This is a genomic window from Mesorhizobium sp. 113-3-3 (assembly GCF_016756495.1).
Classification (GTDB): domain Bacteria; phylum Pseudomonadota; class Alphaproteobacteria; order Rhizobiales; family Rhizobiaceae; genus Mesorhizobium.
Map to the genome: position 1 here is coordinate 4,155,729 of NZ_AP023243.1, position 19,799 is coordinate 4,175,527.

Annotated in this window: 24 protein-coding genes; 8 read left to right on the plus strand and 16 right to left on the minus strand. The window is 61.9% G+C overall.

Features of this window, described 5'->3' with window-relative positions; all coding sequences use genetic code 11:
- Positions 1–312 precede the first annotated feature (312 nt).
- The 3 genes from JG746_RS20195 (at position 313) to dusA (ending at position 4,197) form a co-directional block, all read left to right on the plus strand.
- Positions 313–2,358 (plus strand): SPFH domain-containing protein, encoded by a 2,046-nt coding sequence (locus JG746_RS20195; RefSeq protein WP_202354388.1) that lies wholly within the window; start codon positions 313–315, stop codon positions 2,356–2,358.
- Between the two features lie 198 nt (positions 2,359–2,556).
- Entirely contained in the window at positions 2,557–2,928 is a 372-nt protein-coding gene (locus tag JG746_RS20200) for a hypothetical protein (protein WP_202354389.1), read from the plus strand.
- A gap of 270 nt (positions 2,929–3,198) precedes the next feature.
- Complete coding sequence (gene dusA, locus JG746_RS20205; protein ID WP_202354390.1) at positions 3,199–4,197, plus strand: tRNA dihydrouridine(20/20a) synthase DusA; 999 nt, start codon at positions 3,199–3,201, stop codon at positions 4,195–4,197.
- 2 nt (positions 4,198–4,199) lie between these two features.
- Here dusA and JG746_RS20210 read toward each other — a convergent pair whose 3' ends face one another.
- Together JG746_RS20210 and JG746_RS20215 are read right to left on the minus strand one after the other, a co-directional pair.
- Positions 4,200–4,907 (minus strand): TIGR02281 family clan AA aspartic protease, encoded by a 708-nt coding sequence (locus JG746_RS20210; RefSeq protein ID WP_202354391.1) that lies wholly within the window; start codon positions 4,905–4,907, stop codon positions 4,200–4,202.
- 112 nt (positions 4,908–5,019) lie between these two features.
- Complete coding sequence (locus tag JG746_RS20215) at positions 5,020–5,250, minus strand: DUF1289 domain-containing protein (protein WP_096446020.1); 231 nt, start codon at positions 5,248–5,250, stop codon at positions 5,020–5,022.
- A 197-nt stretch (positions 5,251–5,447) separates the two neighbouring features.
- On the opposite strand from JG746_RS20215, the gene JG746_RS20220 reads away from it, so the two are divergent.
- Positions 5,448–6,446 carry a nicotinate-nucleotide--dimethylbenzimidazole phosphoribosyltransferase gene (locus JG746_RS20220; protein WP_202354392.1) on the plus strand — a complete coding sequence of 333 codons (999 nt, stop codon included), beginning with the start codon at positions 5,448–5,450 and terminating at the stop codon, positions 6,444–6,446.
- Between the two features lie 20 nt (positions 6,447–6,466).
- Here JG746_RS20220 and JG746_RS20225 read toward each other — a convergent pair whose 3' ends face one another.
- Together JG746_RS20225 and JG746_RS20230 are read right to left on the minus strand one after the other, a co-directional pair.
- A complete protein-coding gene (locus tag JG746_RS20225; RefSeq protein WP_202354393.1) occupies positions 6,467–6,994 on the minus strand; it encodes a GNAT family N-acetyltransferase in 528 nt (175 codons plus the stop codon).
- Positions 6,995–7,043: 49 nt separating this feature from the next.
- Entirely contained in the window at positions 7,044–8,564 is a 1,521-nt protein-coding gene (locus tag JG746_RS20230) for a sensor histidine kinase (RefSeq protein ID WP_202354394.1), read from the minus strand.
- A gap of 76 nt (positions 8,565–8,640) precedes the next feature.
- Here JG746_RS20230 and JG746_RS20235 point away from each other — a divergent pair, with 76 nt between their 5' ends.
- The 4 genes from JG746_RS20235 (at position 8,641) to JG746_RS20250 (ending at position 11,122) form a co-directional block, all read left to right on the plus strand.
- Complete coding sequence (locus tag JG746_RS20235; protein WP_202354395.1) at positions 8,641–9,261, plus strand: thermonuclease family protein; 621 nt, start codon at positions 8,641–8,643, stop codon at positions 9,259–9,261.
- A gap of 35 nt (positions 9,262–9,296) precedes the next feature.
- The gene (locus JG746_RS20240; RefSeq protein WP_202354396.1) at positions 9,297–9,908 is read left to right on the plus strand and encodes a glutathione S-transferase; all 612 of its coding nucleotides are present in this window, start codon (positions 9,297–9,299) and stop codon (positions 9,906–9,908) included.
- The gene (locus tag JG746_RS20245) at positions 9,848–10,522 is read left to right on the plus strand and encodes a uracil-DNA glycosylase family protein (RefSeq protein WP_202354397.1); all 675 of its coding nucleotides are present in this window, start codon (positions 9,848–9,850) and stop codon (positions 10,520–10,522) included. Before JG746_RS20240 ends, JG746_RS20245 begins: the two co-directional genes overlap by 61 nt.
- A 108-nt stretch (positions 10,523–10,630) precedes the next feature.
- Complete coding sequence (locus JG746_RS20250; RefSeq protein WP_006205209.1) at positions 10,631–11,122, plus strand: Lrp/AsnC family transcriptional regulator; 492 nt, start codon at positions 10,631–10,633, stop codon at positions 11,120–11,122.
- Between the two features lie 15 nt (positions 11,123–11,137).
- Here JG746_RS20250 and JG746_RS20255 read toward each other — a convergent pair whose 3' ends face one another.
- From JG746_RS20255 to JG746_RS20310, 12 genes are all read right to left on the minus strand, one after another.
- Positions 11,138–11,704: a DUF3299 domain-containing protein gene (locus JG746_RS20255; protein WP_202354398.1), complete on the minus strand. Its 567-nt coding sequence runs from the start codon at positions 11,702–11,704 to the stop codon at positions 11,138–11,140.
- Positions 11,705–11,748: 44 nt separating this feature from the next.
- Entirely contained in the window at positions 11,749–12,327 is a 579-nt protein-coding gene (locus tag JG746_RS20260; RefSeq protein ID WP_202354399.1) for a GNAT family N-acetyltransferase, read from the minus strand.
- Positions 12,287–12,991 (minus strand): DNA alkylation repair protein, encoded by a 705-nt coding sequence (locus JG746_RS20265; protein WP_202354400.1) that lies wholly within the window; start codon positions 12,989–12,991, stop codon positions 12,287–12,289. The genes JG746_RS20260 and JG746_RS20265 overlap by 41 nt, the downstream gene beginning before the upstream one ends.
- Positions 12,992–12,997: 6 nt before the next feature.
- Positions 12,998–13,867, minus strand: a complete 870-nt coding sequence (locus JG746_RS20270; protein WP_202354401.1) for an NAD(P)-dependent oxidoreductase — start codon at positions 13,865–13,867, stop codon at positions 12,998–13,000.
- A 106-nt stretch (positions 13,868–13,973) separates the two neighbouring features.
- A complete protein-coding gene (locus tag JG746_RS20275) occupies positions 13,974–14,795 on the minus strand; it encodes an ABC transporter permease (RefSeq protein WP_202354402.1) in 822 nt (273 codons plus the stop codon).
- Complete coding sequence (locus JG746_RS20280) at positions 14,792–15,511, minus strand: ABC transporter permease (RefSeq protein ID WP_202354403.1); 720 nt, start codon at positions 15,509–15,511, stop codon at positions 14,792–14,794. Before JG746_RS20280 ends, JG746_RS20275 begins: the two co-directional genes overlap by 4 nt.
- Before the next feature lie 79 nt (positions 15,512–15,590).
- Positions 15,591–16,376 (minus strand): ABC transporter substrate-binding protein, encoded by a 786-nt coding sequence (locus JG746_RS20285; protein WP_202354404.1) that lies wholly within the window; start codon positions 16,374–16,376, stop codon positions 15,591–15,593.
- Positions 16,377–16,535: 159 nt separating this feature from the next.
- On the minus strand, positions 16,536–17,039 hold the full coding sequence (gene mobB / locus JG746_RS20290) for a molybdopterin-guanine dinucleotide biosynthesis protein B (protein ID WP_202354405.1): 504 nt from the start codon (positions 17,037–17,039) through the stop codon (positions 16,536–16,538).
- Positions 17,036–17,662 (minus strand): molybdenum cofactor guanylyltransferase MobA, encoded by a 627-nt coding sequence (mobA, locus tag JG746_RS20295; protein ID WP_202354406.1) that lies wholly within the window; start codon positions 17,660–17,662, stop codon positions 17,036–17,038. The genes mobB and mobA overlap by 4 nt, the downstream gene beginning before the upstream one ends.
- A 43-nt stretch (positions 17,663–17,705) precedes the next feature.
- Positions 17,706–18,626, minus strand: a complete 921-nt coding sequence (locus JG746_RS20300; RefSeq protein WP_202354407.1) for a DMT family transporter — start codon at positions 18,624–18,626, stop codon at positions 17,706–17,708.
- A gap of 181 nt (positions 18,627–18,807) precedes the next feature.
- A complete protein-coding gene (locus tag JG746_RS20305; RefSeq protein ID WP_096445990.1) occupies positions 18,808–19,167 on the minus strand; it encodes a hypothetical protein in 360 nt (119 codons plus the stop codon).
- Positions 19,168–19,286: 119 nt separating this feature from the next.
- Positions 19,287–19,781 (minus strand): hypothetical protein, encoded by a 495-nt coding sequence (locus JG746_RS20310; RefSeq protein ID WP_202354408.1) that lies wholly within the window; start codon positions 19,779–19,781, stop codon positions 19,287–19,289.
- Between the last annotated feature and the right edge of the window lie 18 nt (positions 19,782–19,799).

Consider the following 19,799-nt stretch of genomic DNA (forward strand, 5'->3'; position numbering starts at 1 on the left):
TTGTGCCCTCGTCTTTGATTGGAAAATACTTATACGATTTCCCCGCGGACTATCTTTAAACCTGTTGACGCGATCCCTACGTCATCTGCCGTTATGTCTATCAAGGCAACACCGATGTGACATCGCCGAGGCCACGCCTCCCTCACTGGGGACTCGGGACGCGCGGTCATTTTCCTAGACAATGAGCAGCCCAAACGTTCGACACGCCCTTGGTGCGTCGGGCGTGTCGGTGCGCGATCTCCCCATCATCAATCAACACCAACCGGGTGGCCGTTGGGTGAACAAACCCGCGCGCCCCGCAGGAGAGAAGAGATGGAAGCCCTACAGTATCTCGGCCCGATGGAATGGATGGCGATCGAGGCAGCCGTGCTGGTCATCGTGCTGGCAATCCTGTTCTGGTGGAGCGGTGTGGTCCGCTACATCCCGAACGACAGGCTCGGCATCCTGGAAAAACTGTGGAGTTTTCGTGGCTCCGTCAGCAATGGCTTCATCGCGCTCAACCGTGAGGCAGGCTACCAGCCGGAAGTCGTGCGCGGTGGCCTGCATTTCTTCATGCCGTTCCAATATTCGATGCATCGCGCCAATCTTGTCACCATCCCGCAAGGTCAGATCGGCTATGTCTTTGCCCGTGATGGCAAGCCGCTGCCGTCGACGCAGACTCTGGCTTCCAACACCGAAGCCGATGATTTCCAGGATGTACGCGGCTTTCTCGAAAAAGGCGGACAAAAAGGACCGCAACGCAAGATCTTGCGTGAAGGCATCTATGCCATCAATCTCGCACAATTCATCGTGCTGACCGCCCAGTCGATCTATGCCGTTAATCTGAGCTCGTCGGAACAAAACCTTTTTACCAATATGTCCAGCATGATCTCGGAGCGGGGCGGCTTTGAGCCGATCGTCATCCATAATGCCGAGGATATGATCGGCATCGTCACCATCCATGACGGTCCGGCCCTGCCGGATGGCGAGATCATCGCACCGACCGTCGCCAACGATCCGAACGACCCGAACTTCCACAACAATTTTCAGGACCCGGAGAAGTTTCTCAATGCCGGTGGCTACCGTGGCCGGCAGCTGCAGGTGCTGGCCGACGGCAGCTACTTCCTCAATCGCATTTTCGCGACCGTCGAACTGGTCAAGAAGACGATCATCGACGTTGGCACGGTGGGTGTCGTCGTCTCCTATAACGGCCGCCACGGCACGGATATATCCGGGCAGGCATACCGTCACGGCGAGCTGGTCGAAATCGGCGCGCGCGGTGTCTGGTCAACGCCGCTGCTGCCGGGCAAGTATGCGTTCAATACCTATGCCGGCAATATCATCACCGTGCCGACCACCAACTTCGTGCTCAAATGGACGAAGGAGCAGTTTGGCGAACACAGGCTGGACGAGAACCTGTCTGAAGTGTCGCTGATCACCAAGGATGCGTTCGAGCCTGTGCTGCCGCTCTCCGTCGTTGTGCATATCGACTATATGAAGGCGCCGCTCGTGGTGCAGCGTTTCGGTGACATCAAGCGGCTGGTCGAACAAACGCTCGACCCGATGGTTTCCGCTTACTTCAAGAACATCGCCCAGACAAAGACGCTGATTCAGCTTTTGCAGGAGCGTAGCGATATCCAGCGCAAATCGGGCGAGGAAATGCGCGCGAAATTCAATACCTACAGCCTCGAGCTGCAGGAAGTGTTGATTGGTACGCCCCGTGCCGCCAATGGCCAGAACAGCATAGAGCAGATCCTGATCCAGCTGCGCGAGCGCCAGATCGCAGTCGAAAAGGTCGAGACCTACAAATTGCAGGAGAAGGCGGCCATTCAGGAACGCACGTTGCGTGAGAAGGAGGCGCTCGCCGAACAGCAAGCCAAGATCACGGCGTCGGCGCTTACCATCGAGATCAGTGAGAACGAAGGCAAGGCGCAACTCGCCCGCACCCGCCAGCAGGCGGAAACCATTCAGGTCACTGCCAAGGCAGAAGCCGAGAAGGTGCGCCTCGCCGGCCATGGCGAGGCCGACATGATCAAGGCTATCGCGCTTGCCGATGCCGAACGCATCAAGGCGACCGGTTTTGCGGATGCCGAGAAGGTGCGCGCCATCGGCCTGGCGGAGGCCGAGGCCACCGAGAAGAAGGTCGCGGCCTTCGGCGGCCCGGACTATCAGCTCAACGCGCAGGTTCTCATGCGCTTCGCCGAGGCGATCGAGAATGGCAGGCTGCCCATCGTGCCGCAGATCCAGATCGGCGCTACCGGTGGAGAAAAGGGGGCCGCCAACGGCCTTGTCGAGATGATGCTCTCTATGCTCGTTGCCGACCGGGTTGGACGGCAAATCGTTCCGGATGAGATCCCGGCACCCGTCGAGGAGGATTGATTTGATATGGTCCGGCTGTACCGGCCCACTTCTCTTCCATTTTCGTTCACACGAAGGACCGGCCCACGCCGGCACTGGCGCTATTTGCCCGCGGCATTGGTACCCGCTGCCGCCGATTGGCGAGCTTCTGAATGTTAGGCAAGCTATGATAACGGGTGATTAGTAGGGTCGAGTTGACTGCAAGAAGAGGGGAAACACTTGAGACGCATTTTAGTAACGGTCATCGCTGCAATCTGCTTCACGATTTCGGCTGCTTCGGCCGGGCAGGAAGAGAAAAATATCGATTACTTGGTGCGTATGCCGGATGGCAAATTGCATCTGGCTGCAGCAATTTCAGGTAGGATCTATGGCGTATTGAAAAGGTGCCCGGCGCTGAGCCCAAGCCCAAGTGGAAAAGCCATGATGGCCGTCTTCCTCCTTTTGCAGCACGGGCTGGATAGACACTTGGCACCTAATCCAGCCAAATTCGAGAGGGCTATGCGCGTGTTTGAGGACGCCTACCGCAAGGCTGTCTTGAGCAAGGTGGATTGCCGGGCCGAGAGGGCCAAGGACCGAGACAATTACCGGTAGATGTGTGCCACTCCATGTCGCGCGTTGCCGCCATCGACCGCAGGTTCTCCACTGCTCAAAGAGTCATCGGTCCAATACCTTGGGCGGCTGTTCAAAACGAATGAGCCCAGATGTCTTTGGGGCATATCGAGGGCTTCAGCCTTGGAGCGGCGAGGGACTTGCCTACATCGCACAGGTCGTCGATATGAAGGGTTGGCGTCTCACTATGGTCGATTTGTCGCTCGGCTCGTGTGCACTCGGCAGGTTCTAACGATTTTATGTTAAAGAAAAATGCTGAAATATCAAGACCATAGACTAGCCATTGCGCCCATGATGGACTGGACGGACCGGCATTGCCGGTTCTTCCATCGCCAGCTGACGAGCCGTGCGCTGCTTTATACCGAGATGGTAGTGGCCGATGCGGTCATCCAAGGCGCGCGCGACAGGCTGCTTGGCTTCGATGTGGCGGAACATCCGGTCGCGCTGCAGCTTGGCGGCTCGGACCCGGCGAAGCTTGCCGAGGCAGCGCGCATCGGCGAAGCGTTCGGCTATGACGAGATCAACCTCAATGTCGGTTGCCCGTCAGACCGCGTCCAGTCGGGCACGTTCGGCGCCTGCCTGATGAAAGTGCCCGATCTTGTCGCGGACTGCGTCGCGGCAATGAAAACGGCGGTGACAATCCCCGTCACCGTGAAGTGTCGCATCGGCGTCGACGAACAGGATCCGGAGCCGGCGCTCGATGCGCTGGCGGACGGGGTTTTCGCGGCCGGCGCAGACGCGCTTTGGGTGCATGCGCGTAAGGCGTGGCTGGAGGGGCTTAGCCCCAAGGAAAATCGCGACATCCCGCCGCTCGATTACAACAGGGTCTATCGGCTCAAGGCCAAAAAACCAAACGAATTCATCGGCATCAATGGCGGAATTCAGTCGCTTGAAGAGGCCCGGGCGCATCTCGATCATGTCGACGGCGCCATGCTTGGCCGCGCGGCCTACCACACACCAGGCATTCTGGCCGGCGTCGATGCCGGCTTCTATGGCGCGAAGCCCGAGGCATTCGATTTCGCCGCGCTGATCGACGCCATGGTGGATTACGCGGCACGCCACATCGAACAGGGCGGGCGGCTCGGCCATGTCACCCGCCATATGGTCGGGCTGTTCCACGGGCTGCCCGGCGCGCGCCGCTACCGCCAGATCCTGTCGACCGACGCAAACCGGCCCGGTGCCGGGCCTGAGGTGCTGAAGACGGCTTTCGCGGCGGTCGAATTCGGTAGAGGGGCAGCCGAAGCGGCCTGAGTTCAATCCCGCAGGATCATACGGTCGCCGCGCACGTCGAAGCCTGACAGCGAGCCGATGAAATTCATGCCGAGCAGGCTCTGGCTCAGCATGCCGGGTGCCGCGACCATGACTGACATGTCCTTGCGCACGATGCCGCCGATCGCCACCGCGTCGGTCTTGACCGCCGCGGCGCGCGCCATGCCGTTGGCTGTCGAAACCGGTATCGTGTAGTTGAGCGCGGCCGGGTTGAAGCCGGCGGCCTGCGCATCTTCAGACGTCAGCACGGTGCTGGTCGCGCCAGTATCGACAACGGCCCGCACCGGATTGCCATTGACCAGGATGCGCGCTTCGAAATGGCCGTTGTCGGCCTTGTCGAGGGTCACAGTGGCGTGGCCGTCTTCGACACCAAGCGCCAGCGGGCTGCCGGGAACGAGACCAGCGGTCACCCGGCTGGCGATGTCCTGCAATTCGTAGCGATACTGGTAGCCGGCGATCAGCGCCAGCACGATCGCCGCCCAGGCGCCGAAATTGCGGGCCATGTCGCCCAACGGGCGGCCCGAGCGCAGCAGGCCACCAGCGATCAGGGCACCAAAGGCGCCAAGCCAGATCAGCCGGCCGAAATCATGGTTCTCGACCCCCAGCGTGCTGCCGGCAGAATCGTTGAGCATGAGCAGCGCTGCTCCCACGCCGATCACCGCCATCAGAATCCAGAACAGTCGGCTGCTCATCCGTGCCTCGCTAGAGCAATTCCAGGAAAAGTGTGAGACGGCTTTTCGTCCGGAATTGCGGTAAAACAATGAGTTAGAGCGTTTCGTCGTTTCCGTGAAACAGAGAACTGCTCTAGATTGCGTCGCGCTCGCGCGCCATGCGCGTGCGGCGCGTTTCCCGGCGGGGCCGGCGCTCGACCGTTTCCAGCCTGGCCGGAAGTTCGGCCATCACATTGCGGCGCGTTTCGGGCGTCATCCCCATCCAGGCGCCGATTTCCTCGCGCGTGCGGCCGCAACCGAAGCAGAAGCCGGTTTTCATGTCGATCGAACAGACCAGGATGCAGGGGGATTCGATGGCCGTCATGACTTTCTCTTGGGGATTCCATTCGGAATCCTGAGTTCCATCTCCACATGGTGCAACGGCAAAGCCAATGCAAGCCCTCGCGATCGCGCCTTCCCAGGCCATCTTTGCGGCAATCAAGGCGGATGTTTGGGAGAGGTTGTGCCGATCACGCAACGCGGCTATGCCGCTCACCAAATCCAGGAATGATTGCTCACGACATGACCAGCGCACTGCCTTTCGACGATTTCCGCAACCTGCTCGACAATCTGCCGTCAACCGATCTCAAAGCCGAAGCGCGGGTGCGCACGCTGTTTGCCAAGGCCGACAAGCCGGTGCATTCGCTCGGCCGGATCGAGGACATTGCCGCGTGGCTTGCCGCCTGGAGCGGCCGGGCTCCGCCCGCGGTGACAAGGCCGCTGATGGCGGTCTTTGCCGGCAAACATGGTGTCGTCAGGCATGGCATTTCGCCACGTCCGGTGGCGGCGACAGCCAACGCGGTCGAACTTTGCGCGGCCGGTGGTGCGGCGATCAACCAGATCTGCATTGCCAACGACCTTGGGCTGAAGGTGTTCGATCTCGCCCTGCACATCCCGACCGGCGACATCACCGATGACGCAGCGCTCGACGAACGCGGTTGCGCGGCGACCATGGCCTTCGGCATGGAAGCGATCGCCGGCGGCACCGACCTGCTTTGCCTCGGCGATCTCGGCGTCGGCAATTCCACCGTCGCCGCGGCGCTGCTTGCCGCACTGTTCGGGGGCAGGGGTGCCGACTGGGTTGGCCCGGGATCCGGCGCCGACGCGGCGATGCAGGCGCGCAAGGCCGATGTGGTCGATGCGGCGCTGGCCTTTCATGAGAACCATCTCGAGGACCCGTTGGAGGTGCTGCGCCGGGTCGGCGGCCGTGAGTTCGCGGCGATAGCAGGCGCCATCCTCGCCGCGCGGATGCAGAAGATTCCGGTCCTGCTCGACGGCTTTGCGGCAACGGCTGCCGCTGCGGTGCTTTATGCCGCGGCCCCCGCGGCGCTGGACCATTGTCTTCTCGCCAGCCTGTCGCCTGAGCCCGCGCATGCCAAGGCCGCCGAACTGCTTGGCTTCCGTCCGCTGCTTGACCTCGGCATAAGCCATGGCGAAGGGGCAGGGGCAGCACTTGGCGCGGGCCTGGTCAAGGCGGCGGCGCTGACCAGTTCGGGCATGGCGGCGGCTGTGCGGGCCTAGGGTTTCAGGTCCCCGGCGCATCAACGCCTGGGATTGGGGATGTGATAGACGACCGAAATGTATTTCGGGTTGGAGCGGGTCTCGACGATCGAACCGCCGAGGCCTTCCGCGATTCTTCGGCTCGCCACGTTCTCTTCGGCGACAGGGTACGCGAAGCAGTCCGGATCGAGTTCCCCGGACGCCCATGCCGCCACGGCAGCGACGGCCTCCCGGCCGATGCCGTTCCCATGGACGTCCTCTCTTATCCAAATTCCGATCTCAGGACGAACCGTCTTCGCCGCATGCAGGCCGACCAGCCCCAGACAGCGATCGTCCACCAGCGAGCGCACAACAAAATGCAGATCCGATCCGTCAAGGATCGGCGCTAGCCAGGATCGCCAGACCTCGGCGAAGGCCGTTGGTGATCGCGGCAGTTCCCACTGCATGAAACGAGTGATCGCGGGCGTGATGGCGGCAAAGACTTCGTCAGCATCATCGGCCGTAAACAACCTAAGGTGAAGCCGCTCCGATTTGATTTCGACGCCGCCGGCATCCCAACCTGCGCTCATTGCGGTCTGCGTTCCTCTTTGGGCAATGAAGGCAGGTCGCTGGGGTCGCCTACCGCCGTCGTGCCGCCACTGCCGCGGTTGGCAACGCCGGCAGTTCTTCCATCACCCGGCTCAGCGGGAAGATGGCGATCGCCTCGGTGCCTTCGCGCAGCTTGGAATGGAGCTCGAACTCGCCGCCATGCATGGCAAGCAAGCCTTGCACGATCGGCAGGCCAAGCCCGGTGCCCTGTTCGGCGCTCTTGATGGCGATCGAGCCCTGGCCGAAGGCCGAGAGCACGACCGGAATTTCGTCCTCGGGAATGCCGGGGCCATTGTCCTTGACGGAGATGTATTGCCCGCCGCCTGCCGTCCAGCCGACACGGACGCGGATTTCGCCGCCGGTGGCGGTGAACTTTATGGCGTTGGACAGAAGGTTGAGCGTGATCTGGCGCACGGCGCGCTCGTCGGCGAACAGCCGCGGCAATGTCTGTTCGAAATCCTGGATGACGCGGATATCCTTGTTACGCGCCCTCAGTTCCATCATATGGCAGCAGTCCTCGACGATGTTCAGCAGCATCACCGGCTCCTCGTTGAGCTGGTAGCGGCCGGCCTCGATGCGCGACAGGTCGAGGATTTCGTTGATCAGGTCCAGCAGATGCTGGCCGGAATCATGCACGTCATTGGCGTAGTCGCGATAGGTGGGGTTGCTCATCGGCCCCAGCACCTCGTTCGCCATCACCTCGGAAAAGCCGAGAATGGCGTTGAGCGGCGTGCGCAGTTCATGGCTCATCGAAGCAAGGAAACGCGACTTTGCCAGATTGGCATCCTCGGCCCGCCGCCGAGCTTCGTCCGACATCGATTTTGCCGTCTCCAGTTCGGCGATCAGCGCATCCTTTTCGGAGCGGAACGACAGCAGCATCAGCGAGGAGCGGTTGATGTGACGGGCGACATAGACGAAGAAAGGCAGAGACAGGACAAGCAGTCCGGCCATGATCGCCTCGACCGGCATCCACAGCCTGGCGCCGAGATAGGCATAGAGCGCCACCGGCACGGCAAAGGTCGCCAGCAGCGCGCCGCTGAGCGACGAGGCCATGAGGGCTGTCCCGGCCATGGCAAACAGCAACACCACCGCCTTGACCACCTGGAACTGGTCAACGGCGCAGGTGCCGCAGCCGAGCAAGACGAACCAGGCCCAGCCGAGGCCGCAAAGGAAATGGCCGACCAGGAATTCCCGTCGTGCCTGCAAGGGGTTGAGCTCAGCAGCTTCCGTGCGCTCGATGCGCCGCGCCATGAAGGCGACGACCGTATAGCAGGTAAGCGTGGACAGCGCCCAAAGCCCGATCTCGTTGCCGACACCGGCGAGCCTGCCGGCCGCGGCGATCGCCAGGACGAGAAGCGGGATCACGACGGCGCCGCTTGTCATGGCGCGCGCGTGGAGTTTCAAGAGTTCGCGGTCGAAATCGGGATTGCCGGCCTGCTGCGAAAGACGGTCGCGCGTCTTGCGCACCGCGCGCGCCACATCGCTGTTGCGATGAGGTTTCCTGCGGTCCACAATGAACTTGTCCGCTGTGTTCGAGCGTTGCAAGGGCATCAAAAGCTTCAATTTATGCGCGCAGCGATTTCAAGGTGTTAAGCTACGTTCGAATGATTAACCAACCGTTTGCCATATGAGCCGTTTCTGGTCGCCGAGATCGCGCCAACGGTACGCACCGGTGCCCAGAAGCCCGTGGCGGCGGCTTCTGGATTATGGGCTTACGACAGTTATTCTGGGACTGCTGATCCTGCTGGCGGCGCGCCTCGATCGGGTGGAAACGCGCCAGACGCAAGGCGCTGCCATCATCAATGACGGCGATTCGATCACGCTCGGCACCGAGCGCATCCGCATGCGGGGCATCGATGCCCCCGAGTACACCCAGATCTGCCGCAGGAATGGCGCCGACTATGCCTGCGGCACGCTAGCGCGCCAGTCGCTGGTGCGCCTGGTTGCCGGCAGGCCGGTCACCTGCAGCGGCTGGCAGCGGGATCGCTATGGCCGGTTGCTTGGCGACTGCAGGGCCGGCGGGACCGACCTCAACCGCGCCCAGGTCGAGGCGGGCTGGGCCGTCGCCTTTGGTGAGTTCGAAAGCGAGGAAGCGACCGCCCGCGCTGCCAAGATCGGCATCTGGGCGGGTACGTTCGATCAGCCGCAGGACTGGCGCGACAGCCATCACGGCGTGGTGGTGGAGCGAAAACACGGTACGCTGGCGTCGATCGGCGACGCCATGCGGGAGATTTTTCGCTTCTGGTGAAGCGTATCGGCCTGAAACGGGAAAGGGAGGATCGAATGAAGCTCTTCGACGGCGGCCGGGCGCCCAATCCGCGGCGGGTACGCGTGTTTCTTGCCGAGAAAGGGATCACGGTTCCGCTGGTATCCGTCGACATGGGGGCGCTGGAGCACAAAGGCCAGACTGTTAGCTCGCGCAATCCCCTGCAGCGCCTGCCGGTGCTGGAGCTCGACGACGGCACCGTCATCACCGAATCCGTCGCCATCTGCCGCTATTTCGAGGAGTTGCATCCCGAGCCGGCCCTGTTCGGGCGCGGCGCGCTCGGCAAGGCGCAGGTCGAGATGTGGCAGAGACGGATGGAGTTCAATCTGCTCAGCTGCGTCGCGCAGGCCTTTCGCCACATCCATCCGGCCATGAAGGAATGGGAAATTCCCCAGATTCCCGAATGGGGCGAGGCCAACAAACCCAAGGCGATTGCATTCCTCAGACTCCTCGACGGCGAGTTGGCGAACCGTGAATTCGCCGCCGGCGACAGCTATTCGATCGCCGATATCACCGGCCTGATCGCGATCGACTTCATGAAGCCGGCACGCATCAAGGTGCCGGAGGAATGCCCCAATGTGCTGCGCTGGCATCAGGCGATCTCCAGTCGGCCGAGTGCCGCCGCTTGAGCGTGGAACTGGACCATTTTGCAGCCAAGGTCCGGGCCTGCCGCATCTGCGTCGAAAATCCCGTCGGCAAGCCGCTGCCGCATGAGCCGCGGCCGGTGCTGCGGCCCTCATCCAGCGCCCGCATCCTGATTGCCGGCCAGGCGCCGGGGACCAAGGTCCACCTGTCGGGTATGCCGTTCACTGATGCCTCTGGTGACCGCTTGCGCGGCTGGCTCGATGTGACCAGCGACGAATTCTACGACACCGAGAAATTCGCCATCGTGCCGATGGGCTTCTGCTTTCCCGGCCAGGATGCCAAGGGGGGCGACCTGCCGCCAAGACGCGAGTGCGCTCCCGCCTGGCGTGCGCCGTTGATGGCCTTGATGCCGCGGATCGACCTGGTGCTGACGATCGGCCTCTACGCGCAGTCCTGGCACATGGGCGCCGCGCGCCGCCCCTCGCTGACGGAAACGGTGATGGACTGGCGCGCCATCTGGGAGAGTTCGGTGGGTGCGAAAGTGCTGCCGCTGCCGCATCCGTCCTGGCGCAACAGCGGCTGGCTGAAGCGGAATCCGTGGTTTGAAATGGATTTGCTGCCTTTCCTGCGGTCGGAAATCCGCTATCGCCTTGATTAGGCATTCAGCAAGAAATCACTCGCTTTTGTGGCGATTGGCAGAATTTCTTTCTTGTGAAAGCCTGGAATAAGAGGGAGTATAGCCAAACTATTCCTCCAGGAGCCTCTAATGGACCGCCTTGACCGAAAAATTCTCCGCCTCCTGCAGGAGGACGCGACGCTCGCGGTGGCCGATGTCGCCAAGAAAGTCGGCCTGTCGACCACGCCCTGCTGGCGCCGCATCCAGAAGCTCGAGGAGGAGGGCGTCATCAAGCGGCGCGTCGCCATTCTCGATCATGAGAAGGTCAATGTGCGGGTCACCGTGTTCGTCTCGATCCGCACCAATTCGCACAGCCATGAGTGGTTGCGGCGGTTTTCCGAGGTTATCCAGGAGTTTCCCGAGGTGGTCGAATTCTACCGCATGAGCGGCGATGTCGATTATCTCTTGCGCGTCGTGGTGCCCGACATCGCCGCCTACGACGCCTTCTACAAGCGGCTGATCGCGAAGATCGAAATCCGTGACGTGTCGTCGTCCTTCGCCATGGAGCAGATCAAGTACACGACCGAAATCCCGCTCGACTACATGGTGCTGGACAAGGAATCGGGCGCCAACGCTGCCTGAGTGGGCGGCACCCGATCAGTTCTTCTTCTTGTTGAGGAAACTCCAGGGCGAGTTCACCGGCAAGGTGATGGTGTCCGGCACGGTGTCGACCCCGACCACCTCCGCCTTGCGCACGGTGTAGCCGGACTGGATGACGCTGACGCCATCCAGAATGAACAGCTGGCTCTTTTCCATGTCCGGCTTCAAGGCACCGGTGACGGCGACCGACTGGTAGGCTTGTGACATCCTGTAGGGATGGGCCGGCGTGACCAGCACGATCTGGTTGGGCGGCGGCGTCGGCATGTGGCTGCATGCGCCTGTCCATGGCACGAGCAGGAACTCATAGACGAGGTCGCCGTCGCGATCGACCGGCAATGCATAGCCGGCTAATTGTATCGTCTTGTCCTGCAGGGTGAGCGACAGCGTCTCGCCATGATCGGGCAATTTTGCCGCGATCATCGGAAGGCCGGCGTCTTCGGCAACCGCCTGGCTCGCCGGCCGCAGATCCTTCCAGAAGATGTGCATGGTCTCGGCCGAGGCGCCGGCAGCGGAGAGAGACAGCGCGGCCGCGAACGCCAGAATTGATTTGAGATGAATGCTCATGCCGCTTCCTTTTTGGGCGAGTAGAGACGCCGTGCCCAATGACGTCAATGCTCGAGCCGCATCACATGTCGGCGAGAACCGGCCATGCCAGCCTCATGGAATCCCCGAGATGCAAACATGTCGCGAAAGCCCATGAAGCGGTAACTCGGCGACGCCTCGGCCACGGGATAGGCCTCGATGATGCGCGCGCCCTTGGCGAAGGCATGATCGATGGCGGCATCGAGCATGGCCGAAGCAAGGCCGCCGCCGCGCAGCGCCCTCGGCACATAGAAGCAGGCGATCGACCATACGCCAGTCTCGCCGTCGTCCTGCTGCTTTGAAAGCTTGCGATAGGTTTCGCGTGGCGCGACCGAGCACCAGGCAACGGTCTTGCCGTCGATCTCGGCGAGGATGCCGACTGGGGTGCCGGCATCGATGAGCGCCATCATCTGGCGCTTTTTCTCATCGTTCTGGAGGTGCTCGCGGCCGGAATGCCGCCAGGCCATGCACCAGCAACATTTTGGCGCGCCCGGCTGCTCGAACAAAGCCTCGAAGCTACCACGGGTCACCGGCGTCACCTCGGTGAAGCGGATATTGGCGAGGTCAAATTTTTCTGGCGGCGAGGCGTTTGAGTGTTTTGGCATCCGACAATTCCTTGACGGCATCCTTGCCGATCCAGCGCGCGGTCTTGTCCGGGGAGCCGGCAAGCTTCTGCGCCAGGGCCAGGGCAGGGGCGTGCAGGCTCATCGAGCGCTTGCCGATCTGCCGCAGCGCCCAGTTGACGGCTTTCCTGACGAAATTCCGCTCATCGCCGGCATGGGCTTCGATCAAGGGCAGATAGGACAGGAATGTCGCGTCCGGCTCTCTCTTCAAATGCACGGCTGCCCAGGCCAGCATGGCAAAGGCCGTGCGGCGGACGAATTCGCGCTCATCGGCCGCGAATTCCGCGATCAGATCGCGCCAGAACGGCGTATCGACGAACAGGTCGGAGACGGTATCGACAACTTCCCATGAATCAAAGTCGCCGGCCCAGCGGCGGCAGTCCTCTCTGGTGATCTTCTTGGCCTCGCCGGTGAACGCAGCCAACAACCGGGCTTCGCGAATGCCGCTGGCCCACAGCGCCAGGGACCGCTCGTGATTGCGCTTCAGCTTGCGCGCCAAGGGCCGCAAATCCGTGTTGCCGACACCAAGCGCCGTTGCCGTGTTGATGCCGAACCGCGCCATGCCGGCGCGATTTTCCTCGGAGCCGATCGAACGCAGATGCGCGACGATGTCCTGCGCGGTCCAGCCTGGAGCGGGCAGGGACATGGCCGCCTACTTCTCCAGCCGCGCCAGCAGCGAGGACGTATCCCAGCGCTTGCCGCCCATGGCTTGCACGTCCTTGTAGAACTGGTCGACAAGCGCAGTCACCGGCAGTTTGGCGCCGTTGCGGTCGGCCTCAGCCAGGCAGATGCCGAGGTCCTTGCGCATCCAGTCGACGGCGAAACCGAAATCATACTTGCCGGCATTCATGGTCTTGTGGCGGTTCTCCATCTGCCAGGAGCCAGCCGCCCCCTTGGAAATCACCTCGATCACCTTCTCGATGTCGAGCCCGGCCTTCTTGCCGAAATGGATGCCTTCCGACAGGCCCTGCACCAGCCCGGCGATGCAGATCTGGTTGATCATCTTGGTGAGCTGACCGGCACCCGCCGAGCCCATCAGCCCGACCATGCGGGCATAGGCATCGATGATTGGCCTCGCCTTGTCGAAGGCAGCCTGGTCGCCGCCGACCATGACGGTCAGAACGCCGTTCTCGGCGCCGGCCTGGCCACCCGAGACCGGCGCGTCGAGAAACGAGAAGCCGCCGGCTTGCGCCGCTGCAGCCAGTTCGCGCGCGACTTCCGCCGAGGCCGTGGTGTTGTCGATGAAGACCGATTCTTTCTTCATCGATTTGAAGGCGCCTTCGGGACCTGTAGTCACCGAGCGCAGATCGTCGTCATTGCCGACGCAGGAGAAGACGAAGTCCTTGTCCCTGGCTGCCTCTGCCGGCGTGACAGCAAGGCTGCCGCCATGCTGGCCAACCCACTGCTCGGCCTTGGCCCTGGTGCGGTTGTAGACGGTGACGTCGTGGCCACCCTTGTTCTTCAAGTGACCGGCCATTGGATAGCCCATCACGCCAAGACCGAGAAATGCCACAGATGCCATGAGCTTGCCCTTCAGACGAAACGAAATTGCTGCGAAAGCTCTATGCGCTGCGCATAATTCGTCAAGACGCCTGTGGCGCGATCGACTGGTGCAGTGTGGGAACTCGTCAGCGTTTCAGATGGATGGTGATCCGGCGCTCGATCCATTCGATCGCATGGCGCAACAGCTCGACCATCACGAGGTACACCAGCGCGACCCAGATGTAGGCCTGGATGTCGAAGGAATTGGCGAAGGCGAGTTTTGCATTGCCCATCAGGTCGTAGACCGTGATGATGGCGACGATGGCGGAGGCCTTGACCATCAGGATCAGCTCGTTGCCGTAAGGCCGCAAGGCCACGACCAGGGCCTGCGGCAGGATGATCCTGCGCAGCGTCTGCAGCTTGTGGAGGCCGAGTGAGGCAGCGCCTTCCCATTGGCCCTTAGGTACGCTTTCGATGGCGCCGCGCAGGATTTCGGCCTGGTAGGCGGCGGTGTTGAGCGCAAAGGCGAAGACGCCGCAGTTGAAGGCGTCCTTGAAAAAGTCCCAGAGGCCGACCGACTGGAGTTCGACGCGGAACGAGCCCAATCCGTAATAGACCAGATAGGTTTGGACCAGCAGCGGCGTGCCTCGGAAGAAATAGACGTAGCAATAGGCGAGGCCGGACAGGATGCGGTTTCTGGACATACGCCCATAGGCGACAGGCACCGACAGGATAGCGCCGAGCACCATCGATATCGAAACCAACGCGAGCGTTACCCCAAGCCCTCGCAGATAGGCCGGTGCATATTTGGCGAAGAAGTCAGCATTCCAGGCAAAGACGAGATAGCTGACGATGCCGATGCCGAATAAAACCCATAAGCAGACCAGCGCATAACCGGCGATACGCCTGCGCGGCCAACCGCGCGCCCGCGGCGGGGGCCGTTCGACCAGGGTGGCTGTGGCGCTCATCGCTGAGCCTCCCGCCGGCCAAGCGAGCGCAGTATCGCGCTGCTTGCAAAGGACGACACTACGGCCAGGGCAAGAAAAACCAGTGCCGCAACACCATAGAAAAGAAATGCGTGCTTGGTGACCCGGGCAGCGGTGTAGGCATTGCGCAATGTCTCCGCGAGGCCAACGACAGACACCAGCGACGTGTCCTTCAGCAGGCTCAGCCAACAGTTCTCCAGTCCGGGAAACGCGATGCGCAGCAGCTGCGGCACGATCACCTTGCGCATTGTCTGCCCGTAGGAAAGACCGATGGCATAACCGCCCTCATACTGGCCTTTGGGGATGGCGCGGAAGGCCGAGAGGAAAACCTCGCTGGCATAGGACGAAAAAATCAGCGCCAGCACGATCATGCCGGCGACGAAGCTGTTGACGTCGATGGTCGCTTCGGGTCGAAAATAGTGGATGAGATGCTGTAGCAAGATCGGCACGCCGAAGAAGAACAGGAAGAGCGTCACCAGTTCAGGCAGGCCGCGAAAGACCGTGGTGTAGATGTTGGCGGCCAGGCGCAGCGAAGGTTCTTCGGACTGCTTGGCGAGTGCAATGAAAAAGCCGATCGTCAATCCGATGGGCAGGGTGGCAAGCGCAAGCGCAACGGTGATTAGTGCGCCATAAACAATATCGTCACTCCAGCCATCGGGTCCCCAACTGAGAAGTGTCCATATGCTTTGGGCTGGCATCGACAGGTCTTATCCCCACAGCGTTCCTAAGATGAATAGAAAGACGGCGGGGATTTCCCCGCCGTCTTGATCCTGTCTATCAGGACTCGGCGCCGTAGACGTCGAACTTGAAGTACTTGTCGTTGATTTCCTTGTATTTTCCATTCGCGCGGATGGCGTCGATGGCCTCATTGAGCTTGTTGACCAGGTCGGTCTCGCCTTTGCGCACGGCGATGCCGGCGCCCGGCCCGAAGATCTCGACCGGCTGCGGCGAGGGCTGGCCGAGAATCTTGCAGCAGGCGCCATCAGGCGAGTCCAGCCACTGCTGCAGCACGACGATATCGTCCTCGATAGCGTCGAGACGGCCATTGGCGAGATCTGCCTGCTCCTCGGGGCTGCTCGGATAACCCTTCACGGTGCTGTCGGTGTAGGTTTTCGAGGCATAGTTGAAATGGGTGGTCGTCGTGGCGACACCGATGGTCTTGCCGGCGAGATCTGCCTTGGTCACACCCTTCAGGGTCGAGTCTTTCGGCACGGCGAGTGCCGAGGGCGTGTTGTAGTATTTGTGGCTGAAGTCGACCTTTTCCTTGCGCTCCGGGGTGATCGACATCGAGGCGACGATGGCGTCGAACTTGCCGGCCTGGAGTGCAGGAATGATGCCGTCCCAATCCTGGGCGACGAAGGTGCACTTGACCTTCATCTGGTCGCAAAGCGCTTGGGCGATGTCGATGTCGAAGCCGACGAGCTTGCCGTCGGAGGTGAGGTTGTTGAACGGGGGATAGGCGCCTTCCGTGCCGATCCTCAGGGTCTTTTCCTGGGCCTGGGCTACGCCGAGCGTCAGCAGCGCAGCCGATGCGGCGAGCGCGATACGCAGTGCAATACGCATGATAGTCCTCTCTTTTTGGTCCCGGCCGTCGTTCCGAAACGGCTCTGTGGGGCGGTGCTTTTGACCGCCCGCTGAGGGCGATACTCCCACTCTTTCCAAGAAAAAAGCAACTGCAAAACCACCGAAATCGGCAATGGGGTTCTGCCGTTACGTTACATCTCAAGCAACGAGGCCGGTGGTGCGCTCGATGAAGTCGACTATCGATTTTGCGTCATCGAGGTCGAATGCCGGCAGGCTCTTGTCCGTGACGGCGAAATCGGCGGCGATGGCGACAATATTGGGATCACCTGCTGAAAGCGGCGTCCGGTCCTTCGCTTCCAGGCGCCGCGTTTCGATCTTGCGGTGGGATTCGCGCTTGTAGCCTTCGACCAGCACGATGTCGCATGGGGCGAGTCGCGAGAGGATGCTCTCCAGCGGCGGCTCATCCTCGCCGCGCAATTCGTGCATCAGCGCCCAGCGGTTGCCGGACACGATCGCAACCTCGGTGGCGCCGGCCTGCCGATGGCGGAAGCTGTCGGCGCCCGGCTTGTCGATGTCGAAATCATGGTGAGCGTGTTTGACCGTCGAGACCCTCCAGCCGCGCCGCACAAGTTCGGCGACCAGCTTTTCGGTCAAAGTGGTCTTGCCGGAGTTTTTCCAGCCGGTGATGCCGAAGATGTTCATGATGTCATGCTCTGCAACAGCCGCCCGGCCTCGGCAAGATCATCAGGCACATTGATGTTGAAGAATGGATCGAGACCCGCCGATTGCAGGACCGGGAATTCCACCTCGACATAACCAAGGCGCTCGATGAACGTCGAAACCCGCCTGTTGTCCTCATCGACCAGGAAATGCCGCAAGGCATCGCGGCATTCGGTCGGCCACAATGCGAAGGTCGGGTGCCGCCTGCCGGCCGAGGAGGCGATGGCAATCGAACCGGGATGGTCGCCAGCCGCCGCCGCCAGGCGGTCGACGAGATCGAGCGGCAGGAAAGGCGTGTCGCCGGCGGCCGTGACGACAGCCTTGCAAGGTGTGCTGGCCACGGCCCATTCGAGGCCTGTCAGAATCCCCGCAAGCGGCCCAGCGAAACCTTCAACGGTGTCGGCAAGCACGGGCAGCCCGAAACGGGAGAAGCGGTCGGGATCGCCATTGGCGCTCAGCGCCAGGGTTTCGATCTGCGGGCCAAAGCGCGACAGGACCTGGTCAAGCACGCTGCCGCCGCCGAGAGGAAACAGGCTTTTGTCGCCGCCTCCCATCCGCCTCGACTGGCCCCCAGCCAGGACTATCCCTGCAATATCTCGCTCCATGCATCGAGCCTGTACGCCAGCCGCCAGAAATCACAAGACCCGGCTAGATTCCATCCGGCGCCATGGCCGGCCCGGTTGTTTCGGCGACAATCCTTCGCCGGCCAACCACCCGTTCGCGATAGAGCGCATAGAGACCCGAACCGACGACGATCGTCGCGCCGACAATCATCGGCATGTCCGGTATGTCGCCGAAGACGATCAAGCCAAGCAGGATGGACCAGAGGAGCGCTGTGTAGCGGAACGGCGCGATGAAGGAGATTTCGCCCGAGCGCATCGCCATGATGATGAATTGATAGCCGATGAGCACGAGCACGGCAGCCAAAGCCAGAAGCGCCGTGCTTTTGCCGGTCATCGGCGTCCAGCCACCCATGGGCGACAACAGCACCGCGCCGACGACGGTCATCGCCAGCGCGGTGGCGGTCGAGACCAGCATCGTCGGTGTGGTTTGGGGGATGCGCTTGGTGGCGAGATCGCGCACGGTGCAGCAGGCGACGCTGGCCAGCGTCCAAAGGGAATAGATGGTGAAGCCGTCGAAACCCGGCCGCACGATGACCATCACGCCGGCAAAACCGGCGGCGATCGCGAGCCAGCGCCGCCAGCCGACCGCTTCGCCGAAAAACAGTGCTGCTCCCATCGTCACCGCCAGCGGCAGCGCCTGGAGAACGGCCGACACGCTGCCGATCGGCAAATGGGCAAGCACCACGAGAAATGACACGGTGGCGCCGGCTTCGCCCACGACACGGACTGCCACCAGCGGCTGCAGCATCAGGCGCGGCCGCGCAAGCGCGCCACGTTGCCAGGCCAGCAGGCCGACGAAGAGCGAGGCAAAGGCTCCCCTGATCAGCATGACCTGCGCCATGTTCATCGACTGCGACGAGTATTTGGTGATGGCGTCGTTGAGCGTGAAGCCGACCATCGCCACCACCATGAACAACGCGCCGCGAAGATTTGGGGAAATAGGCAAGACATCTACCGGTTGCTTGGACAACCAGCCTGTAACAGCCCGCGACGAAACAGCAATGGCAAAGGGCTGGGCCAGGACCGGGCGCATTCGTCATCGCCGGCGTGAAATCGATCCCGGATTCGGGTGCGAATCCGATAGGGAGGCGGATTCGCCTCCCGGAAGCTGTGCGGCCGTGGGATGTCTATTTCTTCGGCGTCAGGATCTCGGTGCCGTTGCCTTCCTTGCCGGCGATGGTCCAGAGGCCATGCAGCGAGCCGTCATCCTCGACCTTGTAAACAACAAGGCCGATGTCCTTGCCCATGACATAGCCGGCGGAGAACGCGTCGTCGTTGCGCATGCAGATGCCGTCCGAGGAAGAGCCGCCGGTTTCCCAGTGGATCGTGCAGGTGGTGCCGCTGGTCAGTGTGATGGTGGCTTCGCCGCCATAGGCCGATCCGTCGAAATTGGTGCCGGCGACGGTGTAGGTGCCACCGATCGACTGCGCCGCCGCGGGCAGGGCCGTGAAGCCAAGCAATGCCAGAGAAAGAATGAGTTTGCGCATGACGTTTCCCCCTATCAGCGAAAAACCGCTTTCAGGGGAAGGCTAGGCCGGAACAAGCCGGCCGTAAATCCGGCGACGGTTCGCGAAGAAGACTTTTTCTGGGGTGTGATCCGAAATACTCACTGTCCCCTGAGACTGCCGGCAATGGCGCCGACCAGCGGGTCATATTTCGCCTTCAGGGCCGGCGGGTATTCGATCCAGACCGTGCGGATGACGCCGTCCCTGCCGAACAGGCGCCGCTCGTAAAAGATCTTGCCATCCTTCACTCCCGACAGCACCGCCCAGTCCTTGCCGACCTTGCTGTAGGTGACCGTGTAGCCCGGTTCCTTGCTTGCCTTTTCGTCGGCGACAAAGCCTTTCGGCGTGTCGTCGTCGACGTTGAGGATGCCGGAGCAGATCAGGCTGGCGCCATCGGCACTCAGCCAAACCTGGCCGTCGCCATTTTCGGGCTCGGGCTGACGATCGGTGAAGATCTCATCGGGAAATGTGCAGACGGTGCCGAAGCGCGCGTTCACATAGGTGAAGGGCTTGGCGATTGCCGTTGTTGTAACGATGGTCGCCAAGGACATCGCTGCGGCCAGCGACGGTGAGCCGATCCGACAAACACGCAGCATGATGCCCCCTCGGCCCAA

Coding starts and splice junctions, on each gene's coding strand:
- JG746_RS20195 (WP_202354388.1), top strand. CDS start 313: ATGGAAGCCCTACAGTATCTCGGCCCGATGGAATGGATGGCGATCGAG.
- JG746_RS20285 (WP_202354404.1), bottom strand. CDS start 16,376: ATGCGTATTGCACTGCGTATCGCGCTCGCCGCATCGGCTGCGCTGCTG.
- JG746_RS20280 (WP_202354403.1), bottom strand. CDS start 15,511: ATGCCAGCCCAAAGCATATGGACACTTCTCAGTTGGGGACCCGATGGC.
- JG746_RS20210 (WP_202354391.1), bottom strand. CDS start 4,907: ATGAGCAGCCGACTGTTCTGGATTCTGATGGCGGTGATCGGCGTGGGA.
- JG746_RS20235 (WP_202354395.1), top strand. CDS start 8,641: ATGAGCCGTTTCTGGTCGCCGAGATCGCGCCAACGGTACGCACCGGTG.
- JG746_RS20270 (WP_202354401.1), bottom strand. CDS start 13,867: ATGGCATCTGTGGCATTTCTCGGTCTTGGCGTGATGGGCTATCCAATG.
- JG746_RS20255 (WP_202354398.1), bottom strand. CDS start 11,704: ATGAGCATTCATCTCAAATCAATTCTGGCGTTCGCGGCCGCGCTGTCT.
- JG746_RS20250 (WP_006205209.1), top strand. CDS start 10,631: ATGGACCGCCTTGACCGAAAAATTCTCCGCCTCCTGCAGGAGGACGCG.
- JG746_RS20310 (WP_202354408.1), bottom strand. CDS start 19,781: ATGCTGCGTGTTTGTCGGATCGGCTCACCGTCGCTGGCCGCAGCGATG.
- mobB (WP_202354405.1), bottom strand. CDS start 17,039: ATGAACATCTTCGGCATCACCGGCTGGAAAAACTCCGGCAAGACCACT.
- JG746_RS20220 (WP_202354392.1), top strand. CDS start 5,448: ATGACCAGCGCACTGCCTTTCGACGATTTCCGCAACCTGCTCGACAAT.
- JG746_RS20305 (WP_096445990.1), bottom strand. CDS start 19,167: ATGCGCAAACTCATTCTTTCTCTGGCATTGCTTGGCTTCACGGCCCTG.
- JG746_RS20215 (WP_096446020.1), bottom strand. CDS start 5,250: ATGACGGCCATCGAATCCCCCTGCATCCTGGTCTGTTCGATCGACATG.
- JG746_RS20225 (WP_202354393.1), bottom strand. CDS start 6,994: ATGAGCGCAGGTTGGGATGCCGGCGGCGTCGAAATCAAATCGGAGCGG.
- JG746_RS20260 (WP_202354399.1), bottom strand. CDS start 12,327: ATGCCAAAACACTCAAACGCCTCGCCGCCAGAAAAATTTGACCTCGCC.
- JG746_RS20230 (WP_202354394.1), bottom strand. CDS start 8,564: ATGCCCTTGCAACGCTCGAACACAGCGGACAAGTTCATTGTGGACCGC.
- mobA (WP_202354406.1), bottom strand. CDS start 17,662: ATGGAGCGAGATATTGCAGGGATAGTCCTGGCTGGGGGCCAGTCGAGG.
- dusA (WP_202354390.1), top strand. CDS start 3,199: ATGCTGAAATATCAAGACCATAGACTAGCCATTGCGCCCATGATGGAC.
- JG746_RS20240 (WP_202354396.1), top strand. CDS start 9,297: ATGAAGCTCTTCGACGGCGGCCGGGCGCCCAATCCGCGGCGGGTACGC.
- JG746_RS20265 (WP_202354400.1), bottom strand. CDS start 12,991: ATGTCCCTGCCCGCTCCAGGCTGGACCGCGCAGGACATCGTCGCGCAT.
- JG746_RS20245 (WP_202354397.1), top strand. CDS start 9,848: ATGCCCCAATGTGCTGCGCTGGCATCAGGCGATCTCCAGTCGGCCGAG.
- JG746_RS20275 (WP_202354402.1), bottom strand. CDS start 14,795: ATGAGCGCCACAGCCACCCTGGTCGAACGGCCCCCGCCGCGGGCGCGC.